This window comes from Ilumatobacter coccineus YM16-304, assembly GCF_000348785.1.
GTDB classification, from domain to species: domain Bacteria; phylum Actinomycetota; class Acidimicrobiia; order Acidimicrobiales; family Ilumatobacteraceae; genus Ilumatobacter_A; species Ilumatobacter_A coccineus.
This window is the reverse complement of sequence record NC_020520.1, coordinates 3,406,895-3,422,452: the sequence shown is the minus strand read 5'-3', so window position 1 is coordinate 3,422,452 and position 15,558 is coordinate 3,406,895. Positions and strand designations below refer to the sequence as shown.

Genomic DNA, 15,558 nt, shown 5'->3' with positions numbered 1-15,558 from the left:
TCGCCGGCGACGACACGATCGTCTTCCTCGATCACGCCGCGGCGTCGCTGCTCGATGGCTACGGTCAAGCGACGATGACCACGCTCGACGACCTCTCCGACCTGCCTCGCCCCGCTCATCTCCGAGAGCTCTTCGCCGACGACCCCGGTCGAGCCGAGCGATACACCACCACCGCGGCCGACCTGCGTGTCGACTGGTCGAAGAACCCGATCGACGACACCGTGATCGCGTCGCTGCTCTCGCTCGCCGAGACGAGTGGCGTGGCCGTTCGTCGTGACGCCATGTTCGCCGGTGAGCACGTCAACGTCTTCGAAGATCGCGCCGCCGCTCACGTCGCGCTGCGCATGCCGAAGGGCTCGACGTTCATGATCGACGGTGTCGACGTCGTGCCCGACGTCCACGAGGTGCTCGAGAAGATGGCCGCGTTCTCCGACCGGGTGCGCGCCGACGACACGATCACGCACGTCGTCAACATCGGCATCGGCGGATCCGACCTCGGCCCGGCGATGGCCTATCAGGCGTTGCGCCCGTTCCGCCACGAGCGGATTCGCTGTTCGTTCGTGTCCAACGTCGACGGTGCCGACATCGACGCCGTGCTCGCCGACTCCGACCCGGCATCGACGCTGTTCATCGTCGCGTCGAAGACGTTCGGCACCATCGAGACGCTCACCAACGCGCGGACCGCTCGAACGTGGCTCGTCGACGCACTCGGCGAGGCAGCCGTCGCCGATCACTTCGTCGCGGTCTCGACCAACGCCGAACGGGTCGCCGACTTCGGGATCGACACCGCCAACATGTTCGGGTTCTGGGACTGGGTCGGCGGCCGCTACTCGGTCGACTCGGCGATCGGGCTGTCGCTGATGATCGCGATCGGACCCGACGCATTCCACGACTTCCTCGCCGGCTTCCACCAGATCGACGAGCACTTCCGCACCGCACCGTTCGCCGAGAACGTCCCGGTGCTCATGGCGCTGCTCGGCGTGTGGTGGGCGAACGGGCTCGGCTACGACACCAAGGCGGTACTGCCGTACAGCAACGATCTTGCGCGCTTCCCGGCGTACCTGCAGCAGCTCGACATGGAGTCGAACGGCAAGTCGGTCGACCTCGACGGTCGGCGAGTGCAGCACCACACCGGACCGATCATCTGGGGGGAGCCCGGCACCAACGGCCAGCACGCCTTCTACCAACTGCTCCATCAGGGAACCCGGGTCGTGCCGTGCGACTTCATCGGCTTCGTCAAGGCCGAGCATCCGTACCAGGAGCACCACGATCTGTTGATGGCCAACCTGTTCGCCCAGTCGGAAGCGCTGGCCTTCGGGCGGACGAACGACGCCGAACCGCACCGCAACTTCGAGGGCAACCGACCCAACACGGTGATCCTCGCCGAACGGCTCACCCCGTCGGTGCTCGGACAACTCATCGCGCTGTACGAACACATCGTGCACGTGCAGGGCACGATCTGGGGGGTGAACAGCTACGACCAGTGGGGCGTCGAGCTGGGCAAGGAACTCGCCAACCAGATCACCCCCGAACTCGTCGGTGAACCGTCACCCGACGATCACGACAGCTCCACCAACGCACTCATCGCCCACTACCGCTCCCACCGCTGAGCCGGGCCAGATTGCCCGATTGCTGCGTCAGCCCTCAGCGCTCGTTGCCCGAAGGCAACTCGGCCTCATGCTTCCTTGCACTCGAACAATCTGATCCCGGCTCAGCTTGCTGATCTCGCGACCGGGTGGGTTGGGGCCGCTCGGTGCGCCACGACGCGCGTTTGCCGCGACGGACACCCGCGCATCTCGTTCTCAGGGGCGCTTCGGTCGTCGATGGGCTGGGTGTGGGGTCGAAGTGCGATGATGGGCGCATGTCTGAACAGACCGTGGTCGGGTTCGATGTTCCCCTCGTGGAAGCGTGGATGGCCGAACACACGCGGCTCGAACCGCCGTGCCAGTGGGTGCGACTCGAAGGCGGACACTCGAACCTGACGTACGAGCTCACCGACTCGGCAGGGGAGCATGCGGTCATCCGCCGCCCGCCGCAGGGCGAGTTGCTCCCGAAGGCGCACGACATGTGGCGCGAGTTCCGGATCATCGACGCGCTGTACCCGGTCGGGGTGCCCGTGCCCGAACCGATCGGCTACTGCGACGATCGCGACGTGTGCGACAAGCACTTCTACGTCATGGGCAAGGTCGCCGGCGAAGCGCTCTACACCGCCGAACTCACCGCACCACGTCTCGACGAGGAGGCCCGCTCACGGGTGGGCGAGTCGTTCATGTCGGTGTTGGCGCACCTGCATTCGGTGGTTCCGGCCGACGTCGGGCTCGACGACCTCGGCCGTCACGACGGGTACGTCGCCCGTCAGATCAAGACGTGGTACGGGTCGTGGACCGCTTCGGCGGAGGCTGCGGAGTACGACTCGCCGCGATTGCATGCGCTGCACGATCACCTCGTCGCCAACCTGCCCGAGCAGGGCCCGGCCCGCGTGGTCCACGGCGACTACGGCGTGCACAACGTGATGGTCGACGACTCCGGCGTGATCGCCGCGGTGCTCGACTGGGAGATCGGCACGCTCGGCGATCCGCTGGCCGACTTCGCCTACGCGCTCAATGCGTGGGCCGAGTCGTCGGATGGTCCGCTCGCGGCGGCCACGGCGCCGACCACGCTGCCGGGCTTCGCGTCTCGTCACGACCTGGTCGGCTACTACGCCGACCGCACCGGTGCCGACATGTCGAACCTCGGGTACTACCGGGCGTTCAACTCGTTCAAGACGGCGTGCATCATCCACGGCGTGTACGCCCGCTACAAGTTGGGCATGAAGTCGACCGACGGCGTCGACATGCCGGCCCTGTTCGACCGCATCGTCGTCAGCATCGACCGAGCCGAAGCCTTCATCGCCCAGTAGCGAGGCGACCCCGCCGCCAAGAACCAACCACCACCGGCCCCGGCGAGTTCAGCTTGCAGTTTGGTGTCGCTGGTGGTCGAGGTCAAGGCGCGAGACGACGAGGGATGCCGCCGTTGAGAGTCGGTCGCCACCGGCTCCGGAGTCTGGCTCTCTGAGACCGGATCATGGTTCGTCGGGGGCAAGGCGCGTGGCGAGGCCGTGTACTGGACGTACACAACGAGCTCACGGAACGCAGCCCCCGGCGAAGCTGGCCGGTCTCAGCGGGCGACGACCATGCGGTTGGAGGACCAGGTGGCGGCCATGGCCGGTGCGGCGGTCTGTCCGCCGTCGACCACGAGCGTCTGTCCGGTGATCCAGCTGCCCGCCTCGGAGAAGAAGAACAGCACCGCTTCGGCGATGTCGTAGGGGGTGCTGCGTCGGCCGAGGAGCGGGGCCTTGTCGAGGCGGTTCTCGATGGCGGCGACGTCGTCGGGGTCACCGGTGGTGACGTGCGCGGTCATGGCGGTCGGGATCGACCCGGGGGCGATGGCGTTGACGCGGATCTCGTTGGCCTGCAGTTCGGCGGCGGCGGAGCGGGCGAGGCCGATCACACCGGCCTTCGCCATGGCGTAGGCGTGCGGTCCGAGGCCACCCTGCACTCCGGCGACCGACGAGGTCATGGCGATCGAGCCACCGTTGCCGGCGGCGATCATCGTGCGCGCCGCGTGCTTCGTGGTGGCGAAGACGCCGCGCACCAGCACGGCCATCGTCTTGTCGAAGTCGTCCATCGGCGTGCTCTCGATCGGACCGGCGGCGCCGACGATGCCGGCGTTGGCGAACGCGCCGTCCATCCGACCGAACGTGGAGACACCGAGGTCGAACGCGGCGGCGACCTGTGCTTCGTCGGTGACATCGCATTGGGCGAACACGACGGCGTCGCCGAGCTCGGCGGCCAGCGCTTCACCGCGCTCGGTGCCGTAGTCGGCGATCACCACGCGGCCGCCCTCCTGGACGAGGAGACGAGTGGTCGCCTCGCCGAGTCCGCTTGCTCCGCCCGTGATGACGGCCACCTTGTCTGCGTATCGATCTGCCATGAGCCGAACGTACCCATCGGCGGGTCGGCGGCGGCGAGTCGGACCGACGCGAACCGCTCCCTGGTGCCGAGCGCGACGAAAGGTGGTGGCCGGCGGGTGTCCGCGGCGCCTGCGATGGCGTCTGAGTGCGGGGTCTGGGCAGGGGCTCTGTCAGACTGGCGCGATGCGTGACTACACCAACATCTACATCGACGGCGCTTGGGTCGCCTCTGACGGAAGCGGCTCGATCGAGGTCGTCAACGCCGGAACCGAAGAAGTCATGGGATCGATTCCCGATGGCACGGCGAGCGACGTCGACAAAGCTGTCGCCGCGGCGAAGGCTGCGTTCGACTCGTGGTCACAGACCCCGGTCGAAGAACGCCAGAAGTACCTCGTCCGCCTGAACGAGGCGCTCCAGGCTCGTTCGGCCGAGATCGCGCAGACCATCTCGGGTGAGGTCGGCATGCCGATCACCTGGTCGACGATGATCCAGGCCGGGTTGCCCGCCGGCAACATGCAGACCTTCGCCACGCTGCTCGACACGTTCGAGTTCGAAGAGGAGATCGGCAACAGCCTCGTCGTGAAGGAGCCGGTCGGTGTCGTCGGCGCGATCACGCCGTGGAACTACCCGCTGCACCAGATCATCTGCAAGGTCGGCGGTGCGTTCGCAGCCGGTTGCACCGTCGTGCTCAAGCCGTCGGAAGTGGCGCCGCTCAACGCGTTCATCCTCGCCGAGATCATCCACGAGGTCGGTTTCCCGTCGGGCGTGTTCAACCTCGTCACCGGTACCGGTCAGGTCGTCGGTGAAGCGATCGCTGCGCACCCCGACGTCGACATGGTGAGCTTCACCGGCTCGACCCGCGCCGGCAAGCGCGTGGCCGAAGTCGCCTCGCAGACCGTCAAGCGCGTGTCGCTCGAACTCGGTGGCAAGTCGGCCAACATCATCCTCGACGACGCCGACTTCGAAGCCGTGATCCCCAAGGGCATCTTCGCCTGCTACCTCAACTCGGGCCAGACCTGCACGGCGCACACCCGCATGCTCGTCCCCAACAGCCGCTACGACGAAGCGGTGCAGATCGCTGCCGCCGCAGCGGAGGGCATGCAGGTCGACGACCCGACCAAGGAGGGCATGCACCTCGGCCCGCTCATCAGCCAGGCCCAGTGGGACCGTGTGCAGAGCTACATCCAGCAGGGTGTCGACGAAGGCGCGGTCGTCGCGGCCGGTGGCCTCGGCAAGCCCGAGGGCAAGGAGACCGGCTACTTCGTGAAGCCGACCGTGCTCGCCAACGTCACCAACGACATGACCGTCGCCCAGGAGGAGATCTTCGGCCCGGTGCTGTCGATCATCGGCTACGACGACGATGACGACGCCGTGCGCATTGCAAACGACAGCCTCTACGGCCTGTCGGGCGGTGTGTGGTCGGGCGACAAGGACCGTGCCATGGCCGTCGCTCGCCGGATGCGCACCGGCGCGGTCGACGTCAACGGCGGCAGCTTCAACATCGCCGCCCCGTTCGGCGGCTACAAGCAGTCGGGTTACGGCCGCGAGAACGGCGTCTACGGCATCGACGAGTTCCTCCAAACCAAGTCCCTCCAGCTCTGACCGATTCGGGCCAGCTTTCCCGGAGGCTGCGTTCCGTGAGCTCGTCATGTACGCCCAAGTACACGTCCTCGCCACGCGCCTTGCCTCCGGAAAACCGTGATCCCGAATCAGTGTGAATGACGAGGATTCCGGGCCGGGTGCTGGTCTCGCTTCGATGGCGGGACGGGCTCTGGTTTGGCTGACTGAATCCGATTGAACTGGAACCGCCGCTGCCCACTGGGTGGCGGCGGTTCTGGTTTTCGCCGCGGTGAGGTTTCGCTCAGACGTCGGCTTCGGTGACCGTGGGGGAGCCGGCGGGGACCTCGAAGGTCTTCCAGGTGCGCACGTCGCTGTCGGGGTCGCCGATCTCGACGACCTGGCGGTACTCCGCTCGCCACGTGGTGGGGCTGATCGTGTGGCGGGTGTAGCCGCGGAACTCGAGTTCGGCGTCGACGATCGCCGGGATGCTCTTCACCACGTCCACGAGCGCCGGGTCGACGTTCTGCCCCGACGAGATGCCCGTCGTGACGAACTCGATGCCGTGCGTCCCGGCGGCGTCGAAGATCTCACCGACGCCGGCGAGGTGGATGTCGCCCGTGATCGTGACGAAGTTCGATGGGGCTGCGGCGAGCAGTCGGTCGCGCGCCGCTGCGTAGCCGTCCCACTGGTCGTAGTTGAGGATCGCGCCGACGTCGCCGAGGCGCGTGTCGCCGAACACGGTCTGCTGGGCCAGACAGTTCCACGTCGCCTCGCTGGTGGCGAATCGTTCGATCGCCCATGCTTCCTGTTCGGCGCCGAGCATCGAGCGGCCGGGGTCGTCCCAACCGTCGACCGGTGGACCCGGATCGAGGATGACGTCGCTCAACTGGTCGTCACGGAACTGGCGTCCGTCGAGCGCCGAAATGCGGAGCAGTTCACCGACGTCGAGGCCCCGGTGGATGGGATACGGCGTGGTCGGGTCGGCGAGGTCGGGCGGCGGCAGACGGGTCGGCGTGTTCTCCCACCAGGCCTGGTAGGCCTGCGAGCGTCGCACGGCGAACTCGGCGGGATCGGCGTCGTCTTCCGACACCAGACCGGCATAGTTGTTCTCGACCTCGTGGTCGTCCCAGATGGCGAGCCACGGTGCCGCAGCACGTGACGCCTGCAGTTGTGGGTCGCGGAGGTACTGGGCGTATCTGGCGCGGTACCCGTCGAGGTCGACGGGTTCGAACGGATCGTGGAGTCGCACGATGGTGTCGCTCAACGCCGGCGAGAACCCTTCGTAGATGAAGTCGCCGAGGAACACGACGAGGTCGGGTCGCCACTCGGCGATGTCGCGGTGAGCGGCGTAGAAACCCGACTCGTAGTTCTGGCACGATGCCGCAGCGATGCGGAACTCGGAGGTCGTCGGGTCGATGGGCGCCGTGGTTCCCGCCGGGGACTTCCAGCCGCCCGCACTGAACTTGAAGATCCCAGGGCTGTCGGTCTCGACGATCACGTGCACCGATCCGCCGAGCGACGCATCGGTGCGCACGACGCCCTCGATGGCACCCGACCCCGAGTCGGGTGCATACGCCCACGCGACGTCGATTCCGTCGGCCGGGAGGTCGCCGTCGAGCCGGGTCCAGATGACGACCGACGTCGCATCCGGGTCTCCCGACGCGACACCGAAGGTGAAGGGATCGACGTCGAGATGGATGCCGTCGGGCTCGGGCTCCGTGGTGGTGGTGGCTGCCGGCGCATCGGTGGTCGTCGTGGAGGTGGCCGGGGGAGCGGTCGTGGGCGATGCCGTCGTCGAGGAACCGGACGGTTCGGTCGACGCCGAGGGGCTGGCGGCCTCGTCGCCGTCGCTGCTCGCGCAGGCGCCGAGGCCGATCGATGCCGAGAGTGCGAGGAAGCGTCGTCGCGAGAGCTGCATGTAACGAGTGTCTCACGTCGTCCGCCTCGCTGCGGAGAGCGTGGGATTGGGAGAATCGCCCCATGACCGATGTCGAGAATGTCGCCGAAGACGTGTCGCTGGAGGGTTTCAACCCGTTCGACCCAGCAACGCAGCAGTGTCCGCACCAGTACTACGCCAAGATGCGGGAGACCACCCCCGTGTTCCAGGTTCCCGGCACCGACATCTACATGGTCACGCGCCACGACCTCGTCGTGCCGATCCTTCGCGACACCGCGACCTTCTCGTCCAACTTCTCGACCGCCGGCATGTCGCCCGACAAAGAACTGGTCGAGAAGATGAAGGAGATCATGGCCGAGGGGTGGCCGCCGGTGCCGACGATGCTCACGATCGATCCACCGCACCACACGCGGTTCCGTGGCACGGTCGCCACCTACTTCACACCCAAGACGATGGCGACGCTGCGCGAACCGGTGACCGAGATCGTCAACCGGCTCATCGACGAGCTGCCCGCCGACGGTGAGGTGTTCGACGCGGTCACCCAGCTCAACGTCCCGGTGCCGATCGAAGCGATCGCCACGGTGCTCAACGTGCCGGTCGACATGATGGCCGACTTCAAGCGTTGGAGCGACGACTTCATCGCCCCGATCGGGTCGAACCCGAGCGACGAGCGCCGTCTCGAAGCGCTGCGCGGCACCGTCGAGTTCCAGCACTACTTCGCCGAGCAGCTCGAACGGCGCCGCGTCGAGCCGATCGGCGACCTCATGAGCGACCTGGTGCAGTCTCGTATCGAAGCCGACCCTGGCGACGCCGAGAAGGGGCTCGACGTCGACGACGAGGGCAAGCGCGAGCTGACGATGTCGGAGATGTTGTCGATCGTGTCGCAGCTGCTCGTTGCCGGCAACGAGACCACCACGAAGGCGCTCACCGAAGGCGTGCGGCTGCTGGCCGAGCACCCCGACACGTGGGCGAAGCTCCGTGCCGATCCGGCGGGCTACGCCCCGACCGTGGTCGAGGAGGTGCTGCGCCTGTCGACGCCCACCCAAGGCATGTTTCGTGTGGTCACGGCCGACACCGAGATCGACGGTGTGCCGGTGCCGAAGGGCGCACGCCTCGTCGTGATGTTCGCCGCGGCCAACCGCGACCCCGAGGTGTTCCCCGATCCCGACGCGTTCGATCCCGACCGCGAGGGCCTCATGAAGAAGCACCTGGCGTTCGGCAAGGGCATCCACTTCTGTCTCGGTGCCCCGTTGAGCCGTCTCGAGATGACGATCGTGTTCGAGCAGCTCGGCCGCCGCTTGGAGTCGATCACCCTGGCCGACGACAACGAGTTCATGTACTTCCCGAGCTTCATGTTGCGCGGTTTGACCGGACTGAACGTGTCGATCACCCGCGCCGCCTGACTGTGCTCGTAGCCTCCCTGACGTGACCAGCACAGACGCGAAAGAACAAGCCATCAAGAGCATCGCCCGCGTGGGCGTGATCGGATGTGGACAGATGGGCGCCGGCATCGCCGAGGTGTCGGCCCGTGCGGGCATGGACGTGGTCGTCCACGAGATCGACGCAGCGACGGCCGAGCGTGGCCGCAACCGGATGATCTCGTCGTTCGACAAGGCCGTCGCCCGCAACAAGATGACCGAGGAAGAGCGTGATGCCACGATCGCCAACCTCACCTTCACGACCGATCTCGCCGACATGGCCGATCGCCGCATGGTGATCGAAGCGGTTATCGAAGACGAAGCGCTCAAGACCCAGGTGTTCTCGACGCTCGACAAGGTCGTCGAAGCCGACGACGCGATCCTCGCCAGCAACACCAGCTCGATCCCGATCATGAAGCTCGGCATGGCGACCGAGCGCCCCGAGAACGTCGTGGGCATCCACTTCTTCAACCCGGTACCGGTGCTCAAGCTCGTCGAACTCGTCACGAGCCTGATGACCTCGAAGCAGACCATCGAGCGGTCGGAGCGCTTCGCCGACGACATCCTCGGCAAGATCGTCATCCGCAGCAAGGACCGCGCCGGGTTCGTGGTCAACGCGCTGCTGATCCCGTACATCCTCTCCGCGATCCGGATGATGGAGTCGGGGTTCGCCACGGCCGAAGACATCGACCACGGCATGGTCGAAGGGTGTAACCACCCGATGGGGCCGCTCGCCCTCGCAGATCTCATCGGCCTCGACACGACCGCTGCGGTCGCCGAGTCGATGTACGAAGAATTCAAGGAGCCGCTGTACGCAGCCCCCGCCATGCTCTCTCGCATGGTCGAGGCGGGTCTGCTGGGTCGCAAGACCGGCCGCGGCTTCTACGACTACTCGAAGTAAGGAACTCTCATGGCAGGCGAACGCGTTCTGGTGGCAAAGGTCGGGCTCGATGGGCACGACCGCGGTGTGAAGGTCGTCGCGCGCATTCTGCGTGACGCGGGCTTCGAAGTGATCTACACGGGTCTGTTCCAGACCCCCGACACGGTGGCTGCGGCCGCGGTCGACGAAGACGTCGACGCGATCGGTCTGTCGATGCTGTCGGGGGCGCACATGACCTTGGCTCCGCTGGTGGTCGAGAAGGTGCGCGAGCGTGGCGTCGACATCCCGGTCATCGTGGGCGGCATCGTCCCCGACCAGGACGTCGACGAACTGATGAAGCTGGGCGTGGCGAAGATCCTCACCCCCGGAGCAACGGCCGATCAGGTCGCCGGGGCCATCCGCGAGGCCATCGACAACCAGTAGTCGGGCCCAGGTCGACGGGTCTCAGCCGCCGGTCTCGGTCGCCGGGTCTCAGTCGTCGCCGAGTCGTTCGACGATGGTCGGCAGCAGGTACTCGAAGCGTTCTTGGAGGTCGTCGACGTCGATCTCGATCGCGCCCTCACCGGTGGCGAACACGCCGATCATCACGTCGTCGTCGAGCCAGTCGACCGCGCACGAATCGAGCGCTGAGGTGTCGGCATCGGCGCACACGCGATGGAATCGCCCGCCGCGGTAGAGGCGCGACTCGTCGACGTCGACGGTGACGCCGTCGAGCGACCCGGTGGCCAGGTCGCTGGTGAACGCAGCCAGGTCGGCGGGTGCGTCGAGGAAGACGAACCCGGCGGTGGCGCCGGACTCGTCGACGAGTTCACACGCGATGCCGGCAGCGGGCGTGCTGTCCGTGGAGAACGTCGTCGAGCGAGACGCACCGACGAGCGCGTCGCGGACGAGTTGATCGTCGAGGAGTTCGAACGAGTCGGCGAGCAGCGTGGAGAAGTCGGCGACCGGGCACTCGTCGAGATCGACGTCGGCGCCGTTCGCATCCAGGAGCGCACGGATCCGTTCGGCGGCCGGCTCGGTGTCGAGGTCGGGCACGCCGTCGTCACACCCGACGGCGATCAATGCGACGGCGCCGACGACGGCGAGGAGACGGTGTTGCATCGCAGCGATGGTACGGGCAGGTGACTGGTGGCCGCGGTCAGGCCCGCGGTCCCGCCGCGCCGCTCGGGCGACGGTCAGGCGTCGCGCAAGTCTTCCTTCCAGGCGCGAAAGCGATCGTGGGTCGCCCCGCTCGGGCCGGTTCCCGACGCGCTGCCGTCGGGGAAGAGTCGCAGCGTGTACTCGGCTCCGGTCGTTTCGTGAGCCGCCCAGTAGCGAGCGTCGCCGTGCTTGGCCGGCCCAGCGCGCCAGAGGATCCACGGGCCGATGCGCCGCTTGTACTCGGCGACCGGACGGTCGGGCAGGTCGTCGCCGAGCGCGCGGAGCGTGTCGGGCGCCTCGATCCAGGCGCCGGCCGGGATGTTGCGATCGCGGATCGGGGTGGGAGGCAGGTCGGCGGTGTGCACCGGTGTGTCGTCGGTCGGCCGCTCGTCGTATCTCATCGAAGCGTGCTCACCAGCCGCGTTCGATCCACTCGTCGAGGTGCGGGCGTTCCTCGCCGATCGTGGTGTCGTCGCCGTGGCCGGGCAGGACGATCGTGTCGGCGGGGAACGTGAACAGCCGGTCGGTGATCGAACCGATGATCGTGTCGAAGTCACCGAGGTCGGTCGCGGTGTTGCCGGGTCCGCCGGGGAACAACGTGTCGCCGGTGAAGAGCAGCGGGGTGCCGGCGAGCTCGAACGAGATCGAGCCGGGCGTGTGGCCGGGATTGTGGATGGCGTTCATCCGCAGCTTGCCGAATTCGATGACTTCGGTGTCGTCGAGGAACACGTCGTAGCCGACGTCGTCGAGCATCGGAGCGTCGAGCTTGGTGACGGCCACCTCGTAGCCGGCTTCGCGCATGGCGGGGATCGCCTGGATGTGATCCCAGTGCCCGTGGGTCTCGAGTACCCGCTTGACGCCGAGGGTGTCGCACAGGTCGAGCAGCATCTCGTGTTCGTTGGCGGCGTCGATGAGCACCGCGTCGCCGGTGAGCTTGCAGCGCACGATGAAGACGTTGTTCTCGTACGGGCCCACGACGACTTTGTGGACCTCGGCGTCGGCGTTGGCCCAGTGGAGCGTGCCGGGTGAAGGACTCGACGATGTAGCCATCACTCGAGTGTGCCAGACGGTACCGTGCAGGCGTGGCACGTCGTACGAAGATCGTTGCAACCATCGGACCCTTGAGCAGCAGCGACGAGGTGATCTCCGACATGATCGAAGCGGGGATGGACGTGGCGCGCATCTCGCTCGCGCACACCCCGCTCGACGAGGCGCTCGACATGCACCGCCGCGTGCGCGCTGCCGCCGACCGCCTCGGTGCGGTCGTGGCGACGATGGTCGACCTGCCTGGGTCGATGATCCGCATCGGACGGCCGCATCGCGATGGCATCGAACTCGAGACCGACGCGCTCGTCGATCTCGTGGTGGGCAACGACGAGTCCACCGTCGAGCGGGTCACCGTCGACTATCCGCATCTGCTCAAAGACTGCAGTGTGGGTGATCGCATCTCGATCGGCGACGGCGAGCAGGTTGTCGTCGTGGTCGAGTCGATGACCGCGACGACGGTCCGCGCTCGGGTCATCTCGGGCGGGCCGCTCAACGGTCGTGCCGGGGTCAACATCCCGTTCGCCACCAACGACCTCGGTGCGGTCAGCGACATTCACCTCGACGAGGTCGAACGCTTCGTCGAAGAAGGTGTCGACATGGTGTCGCTGAGCGTGCGCTCAGGCGCCGAGCTTCGGTCGCTCGCACTCGAGCCGCATCCGCGCGGTCCGATGCTGATCGCCAAGGTCGAGTCGGCGTCGGCGGTCGAAGAACTCGACAGCATCATCGAAGCGGCGTCGGCGGTGCTCGTGGCCCGTGGTGGCCTCGGGATGAGCACGGCGCTCGAATCGTTGCCGTGGACGCAGAAGAAGATCATCCGCGACTGCATCGCGGGCGGGTTGCCCGTCATCACTGCCGGGCAGATGCTCGAGTCGATGGTGGTTGCTCCGACGCCGACCCGTGCCGAGGCGACCGACGTCGCCAACGCCGTGTTCGACGGCACCTCCGCGGTGATGCTGTCGGCCGAGACCGCGATCGGCGGTCGACCGGCGGCTGCGGTCGCCACGATGGCCCGCATCGCCGAGACGGCCGACGACGAGTTCGATCACCAGGCGTGGGCCGAACAGATCGCCGAGCTGCGCATGGCAGGGCACGACGAGTCGGCGATGATCACCGACGCCATCACCATTGCCGCGGCCGGAGCGATGGAGTCGCTGCACGTTCGAGCGTTGCTGTGTCTGTCGGAGTCGGGCCTCACGGTTCGCTCGATGGCCCGCTTCCGCCCCGGCGTGCCCATCCTCGGTTTCAGCCCGAATCCGCGGACGGTGCGTCAGTTGGCGTCGAGTTGGGGCGTCACGCCGCGCCTGCTCGAGACCGACAGCCCCGACTATCAGGAGCGCGTTCGCGTGGCGTTGAGCCGGGCGAAGCGCGAAGGGCTGGTGGCGCAGGGCGACATCGTCGGTGTGGTCGCCGGTCTCTCGCAGGCCGCACGAGCCACCGACACGTTCCGCCTGCTACGCGTCAGCTGACGCTCGCTCAGGTACTGATCACGTCGAAGCCGAGCCCGAGCGCGGCGCCGATGTGCGTCGGGTCGAAGGTGACGAACCGGATGGGGGAGGGGAGTCGTTCGGCGGCCGCGAAGTGGATGGCGTCGCTGAGCCGAACCGGTTGCGTGCGCGCAAGCGCAGCGGCCCGGTCGAGACAGCGTTGGTCGACCGGCACGACGTGCAGGTGATCCCACGCGAGCCGGATCGCGTCTTCCAGGTCGAGGCGCAGGATCGGCTCGTCGATCAGTCGGTCGATCGCGGGAAGTGCTTCGGTCAGCGCCATCGCCGACGCCGCCCACACCTCGTCGGTCGCCATCGCTTCGAGCGTGACGGTCCGCTCGCGCCCGTCGATCGCCAGCGCCAGCAGCGCGGAGGTGTCGAGCACCACGGTCATGCCGTCACCGCCCGAACTCTGGTCTGGTCCGGCTGGGCCTCGGAAACCGGAACGGAGGCGGACCAGACCGGAGTGGCGTGCGGTGGTCGGATCATCCGCGGAGCTCGCGGAGGACTTGGTCGATGCGGACGCCGGCCCACACCTGCACCGGGTCGGGGGCTCGCCACGTGCTCGATCGACGTGGCGGGATGACGGCGCGTGAGCCGATGAGCCGGTCGAGGTCGGGGGCGTCGGCGTCGAGGGGGCCGAGTTGGGCGACCGGGCGACCCGACGACGTGATGACGGTGCGCTCGCCCGACGTGGCGCGACGCACCGCATCGCCGAGCTCGGCGCGCAACTCTCGAATTCCTGCCGACCGTGTGTCCACATGTGTACACAAGCAGATTTGTGTGCGTCTCGCAAGCGCGCCACACTCTGCTCCATGAACTTTGCATTCACCGAAGAGCAGGAAGAACTGCGCAGCACCGTCCGCGCCTTCCTCGAGAACAAGTCGTCCGAAGAAGCCGTCCGCGAGCAGATGGAGACCGAGCAGGGCTACGACGCCGCCGTCTGGCAGCAGATGGGTGAGCAGATGGGCCTCCAGGGCCTCGCGATCCCCGAAGAGTTCGGTGGCTCGGGCTACAGCTTCGTCGAGCTCGGCATCGTGCTCGAAGAGATGGGCCGTGCGCTCCTGTGTGCACCGTTCTTCTCCACGGCCGTGCTCGCGGCGCAGACGCTCATCCACTCGGGTGACGACGCCGCCAAGCAGGCGCACCTCCCCGGCATCGCCTCGGGCGAGACCATCGCCACCGTCGCCTACGTCGAGCCCTCGGGCAAGTGGGACGAGTCGGGCATCACGATGGAAGCATCGGGTTCGGGTTCCGACGTCACGCTGAGCGGCACGAAGTCGTTCGTCATCGACGGTCACGTCGCCAACCTCATCATCGTCGCTGCCAAGTCGGGCGCCGGCACCAGCCTCTACGCCGTCCAGGGTGACGCATCGGGTCTCACCAAGACCTCGCTGTCGACCATGGACCAGACCCGCAAGCAGGCGAAGCTCGACTTCGACAACACGCCCGCGACGCTCATCGGTGAAGAGGGCAAGGGCTGGGAGATCCTCTCGACCGTCCTCGACCTCGTTGCGGTCGGCCTCGCCGCCGAGCAGGTCGGTGGGGCTCAGATGGTGCTCGAGCAGGCTGTCGAGTACGCCAAGGTCCGCGTGCAGTTCGGTCGCCCGATCGGTTCGTTCCAGGCCATCAAGCACAAGTGCGCCGACATGCTCCTCGAAGTCGAATCGGCCAAGTCGGCTGCCTACTACGGCATGTGGTGCGCCGCCGAGATGAACGACGAGCTCGCCTCGACCGCGTCGCTCGCCAAGGCGTACTGCTCGGAGGCGTACTTCCACGCCGCAGCCGAGAACATCCAGATCCACGGTGGCATCGGCTTCACCTGGGAGCACCCGGCACACCTGTACTTCAAGCGTGCGAAGAGCTCCGAGCTGATGTTCGGTGACCCGACGTACCATCGCGAGCAGCTCGCTCAGCGCATCGGTATCTGAGTCGTCGCCGCTTGTAGCTCAAGCATCTGACCAACGCCGGGTCATTCGCTCCTTCGAGAGCGGAGGCCCGGCGTTGTCGCGCCCGCCGTCCGGTCGACCACCACTCGGGTGTTTCCCTGACCCGGGTGTTTCGCTGCCCACAGGGGGTCTCGAAACACCCGAATGGTGATGTTCGGTACGGTTGCGCCCAGAGCCGGCGAACGGTTCGGGTGTTTGCGTGACCCGGGTGTTTCGCTGCCCACAGGGGGT

15 protein-coding genes are annotated in these 15,558 nt (G+C 67.2%); 8 read left to right on the top strand and 7 right to left on the bottom strand.

The window, feature by feature from the left end:
* Window positions 1-74: 74 nt before the first annotated feature.
* Both pgi and YM304_RS15385 read left to right on the top strand, forming a co-directional pair.
* The gene (gene pgi / locus YM304_RS15390) at window positions 75-1,610 is read left to right on the top strand and encodes a glucose-6-phosphate isomerase (RefSeq protein WP_041300155.1); all 1,536 of its coding nucleotides are present in this window, start codon (window positions 75-77) and stop codon (window positions 1,608-1,610) included.
* 251 nt (window positions 1,611-1,861) lie between these two features.
* Window positions 1,862-2,899 carry a phosphotransferase family protein gene (locus YM304_RS15385; protein ID WP_015442627.1) on the top strand — a complete coding sequence of 346 codons (1,038 nt, stop codon included), beginning with the start codon at window positions 1,862-1,864 and terminating at the stop codon, window positions 2,897-2,899.
* A gap of 257 nt (window positions 2,900-3,156) precedes the next feature.
* Here YM304_RS15385 and YM304_RS15380 read toward each other — a convergent pair whose 3' ends face one another.
* Window positions 3,157-3,972 (bottom strand): SDR family NAD(P)-dependent oxidoreductase, encoded by an 816-nt coding sequence (locus YM304_RS15380; protein WP_015442626.1) that lies wholly within the window; start codon window positions 3,970-3,972, stop codon window positions 3,157-3,159.
* A 163-nt stretch (window positions 3,973-4,135) separates the two neighbouring features.
* Here YM304_RS15380 and YM304_RS15375 point away from each other — a divergent pair, with 163 nt between their 5' ends.
* On the top strand, window positions 4,136-5,554 hold the full coding sequence (locus YM304_RS15375) for an aldehyde dehydrogenase family protein (protein WP_015442625.1): 1,419 nt from the start codon (window positions 4,136-4,138) through the stop codon (window positions 5,552-5,554).
* 259 nt (window positions 5,555-5,813) lie between these two features.
* Here the strand turns inward: YM304_RS15375 and YM304_RS15370 are convergent, their stop codons facing one another.
* Window positions 5,814-7,430 carry an alkaline phosphatase D family protein gene (locus YM304_RS15370; protein WP_015442624.1) on the bottom strand — a complete coding sequence of 539 codons (1,617 nt, stop codon included), beginning with the start codon at window positions 7,428-7,430 and terminating at the stop codon, window positions 5,814-5,816.
* 62 nt (window positions 7,431-7,492) lie between these two features.
* On the opposite strand from YM304_RS15370, the gene YM304_RS15365 reads away from it, so the two are divergent.
* The 3 genes from YM304_RS15365 to YM304_RS15355 are packed head-to-tail and all read left to right on the top strand — an operon-like array spanning window position 7,493 to window position 10,130.
* Window positions 7,493-8,812, top strand: coding sequence for a cytochrome P450 (locus YM304_RS15365; protein WP_015442623.1), 1,320 nt, complete (start codon window positions 7,493-7,495; stop codon window positions 8,810-8,812).
* A 22-nt stretch (window positions 8,813-8,834) separates the two neighbouring features.
* The gene (locus YM304_RS15360) at window positions 8,835-9,728 is read left to right on the top strand and encodes a 3-hydroxybutyryl-CoA dehydrogenase (RefSeq protein ID WP_015442622.1); all 894 of its coding nucleotides are present in this window, start codon (window positions 8,835-8,837) and stop codon (window positions 9,726-9,728) included.
* A 9-nt stretch (window positions 9,729-9,737) separates the two neighbouring features.
* Window positions 9,738-10,130, top strand: a complete 393-nt coding sequence (locus YM304_RS15355) for a cobalamin B12-binding domain-containing protein (RefSeq protein ID WP_015442621.1) — start codon at window positions 9,738-9,740, stop codon at window positions 10,128-10,130.
* Between the two features lie 48 nt (window positions 10,131-10,178).
* Here the strand turns inward: YM304_RS15355 and YM304_RS15350 are convergent, their stop codons facing one another.
* The 3 genes from YM304_RS15350 to YM304_RS15340 all read right to left on the bottom strand — a co-directional run bounded on the left by YM304_RS15350 (window position 10,179) and on the right by YM304_RS15340 (window position 11,897).
* Window positions 10,179-10,808 (bottom strand): hypothetical protein, encoded by a 630-nt coding sequence (locus tag YM304_RS15350; protein WP_015442620.1) that lies wholly within the window; start codon window positions 10,806-10,808, stop codon window positions 10,179-10,181.
* Between the two features lie 74 nt (window positions 10,809-10,882).
* Window positions 10,883-11,248: a hypothetical protein gene (locus YM304_RS15345; protein ID WP_015442619.1), complete on the bottom strand. Its 366-nt coding sequence runs from the start codon at window positions 11,246-11,248 to the stop codon at window positions 10,883-10,885.
* A gap of 10 nt (window positions 11,249-11,258) precedes the next feature.
* Window positions 11,259-11,897, bottom strand: coding sequence for an MBL fold metallo-hydrolase (locus tag YM304_RS15340; RefSeq protein ID WP_015442618.1), 639 nt, complete (start codon window positions 11,895-11,897; stop codon window positions 11,259-11,261).
* A 32-nt stretch (window positions 11,898-11,929) separates the two neighbouring features.
* Between YM304_RS15340 and pyk the strand changes: the two genes are divergently transcribed.
* Complete coding sequence (gene pyk / locus YM304_RS15335; RefSeq protein WP_015442617.1) at window positions 11,930-13,360, top strand: pyruvate kinase; 1,431 nt, start codon at window positions 11,930-11,932, stop codon at window positions 13,358-13,360.
* 7 nt (window positions 13,361-13,367) lie between these two features.
* Here the strand turns inward: pyk and YM304_RS25080 are convergent, their stop codons facing one another.
* Window positions 13,368-13,772, bottom strand: a complete 405-nt coding sequence (locus tag YM304_RS25080) for a type II toxin-antitoxin system VapC family toxin (RefSeq protein WP_015442616.1) — start codon at window positions 13,770-13,772, stop codon at window positions 13,368-13,370.
* 91 nt (window positions 13,773-13,863) lie between these two features.
* The gene (locus YM304_RS25075) at window positions 13,864-14,109 is read right to left on the bottom strand and encodes a type II toxin-antitoxin system prevent-host-death family antitoxin (RefSeq protein WP_041298356.1); all 246 of its coding nucleotides are present in this window, start codon (window positions 14,107-14,109) and stop codon (window positions 13,864-13,866) included.
* Window positions 14,110-14,193: 84 nt separating this feature from the next.
* Between YM304_RS25075 and YM304_RS15320 the strand changes: the two genes are divergently transcribed.
* Entirely contained in the window at window positions 14,194-15,309 is a 1,116-nt protein-coding gene (locus YM304_RS15320; RefSeq protein WP_041298355.1) for an acyl-CoA dehydrogenase family protein, read from the top strand.
* Window positions 15,310-15,558 lie beyond the last annotated feature (249 nt).

Excerpts from the sequence above, each read along its gene's own strand:
- pgi (WP_041300155.1), top strand. The coding sequence starts at position 75 with ATGACCACGCTCGACGACCTCTCCGACCTGCCTCGCCCCGCTCATCTC.
- YM304_RS15385 (WP_015442627.1), top strand. The coding sequence starts at position 1,862 with ATGTCTGAACAGACCGTGGTCGGGTTCGATGTTCCCCTCGTGGAAGCG.
- YM304_RS15380 (WP_015442626.1), bottom strand. The coding sequence starts at position 3,972 with ATGGCAGATCGATACGCAGACAAGGTGGCCGTCATCACGGGCGGAGCA.
- YM304_RS15375 (WP_015442625.1), top strand. The coding sequence starts at position 4,136 with ATGCGTGACTACACCAACATCTACATCGACGGCGCTTGGGTCGCCTCT.
- YM304_RS15370 (WP_015442624.1), bottom strand. The coding sequence starts at position 7,430 with ATGCAGCTCTCGCGACGACGCTTCCTCGCACTCTCGGCATCGATCGGC.
- YM304_RS15365 (WP_015442623.1), top strand. The coding sequence starts at position 7,493 with ATGACCGATGTCGAGAATGTCGCCGAAGACGTGTCGCTGGAGGGTTTC.
- YM304_RS15355 (WP_015442621.1), top strand. The coding sequence starts at position 9,738 with ATGGCAGGCGAACGCGTTCTGGTGGCAAAGGTCGGGCTCGATGGGCAC.
- YM304_RS15350 (WP_015442620.1), bottom strand. The coding sequence starts at position 10,808 with ATGCAACACCGTCTCCTCGCCGTCGTCGGCGCCGTCGCATTGATCGCC.
- YM304_RS15345 (WP_015442619.1), bottom strand. The coding sequence starts at position 11,248 with ATGAGATACGACGAGCGGCCGACCGACGACACACCGGTGCACACCGCC.
- YM304_RS15340 (WP_015442618.1), bottom strand. The coding sequence starts at position 11,897 with ATGGCTACATCGTCGAGTCCTTCACCCGGCACGCTCCACTGGGCCAAC.
- YM304_RS25080 (WP_015442616.1), bottom strand. The coding sequence starts at position 13,772 with ATGACCGTGGTGCTCGACACCTCCGCGCTGCTGGCGCTGGCGATCGAC.
- YM304_RS15320 (WP_041298355.1), top strand. The coding sequence starts at position 14,194 with ATGAACTTTGCATTCACCGAAGAGCAGGAAGAACTGCGCAGCACCGTC.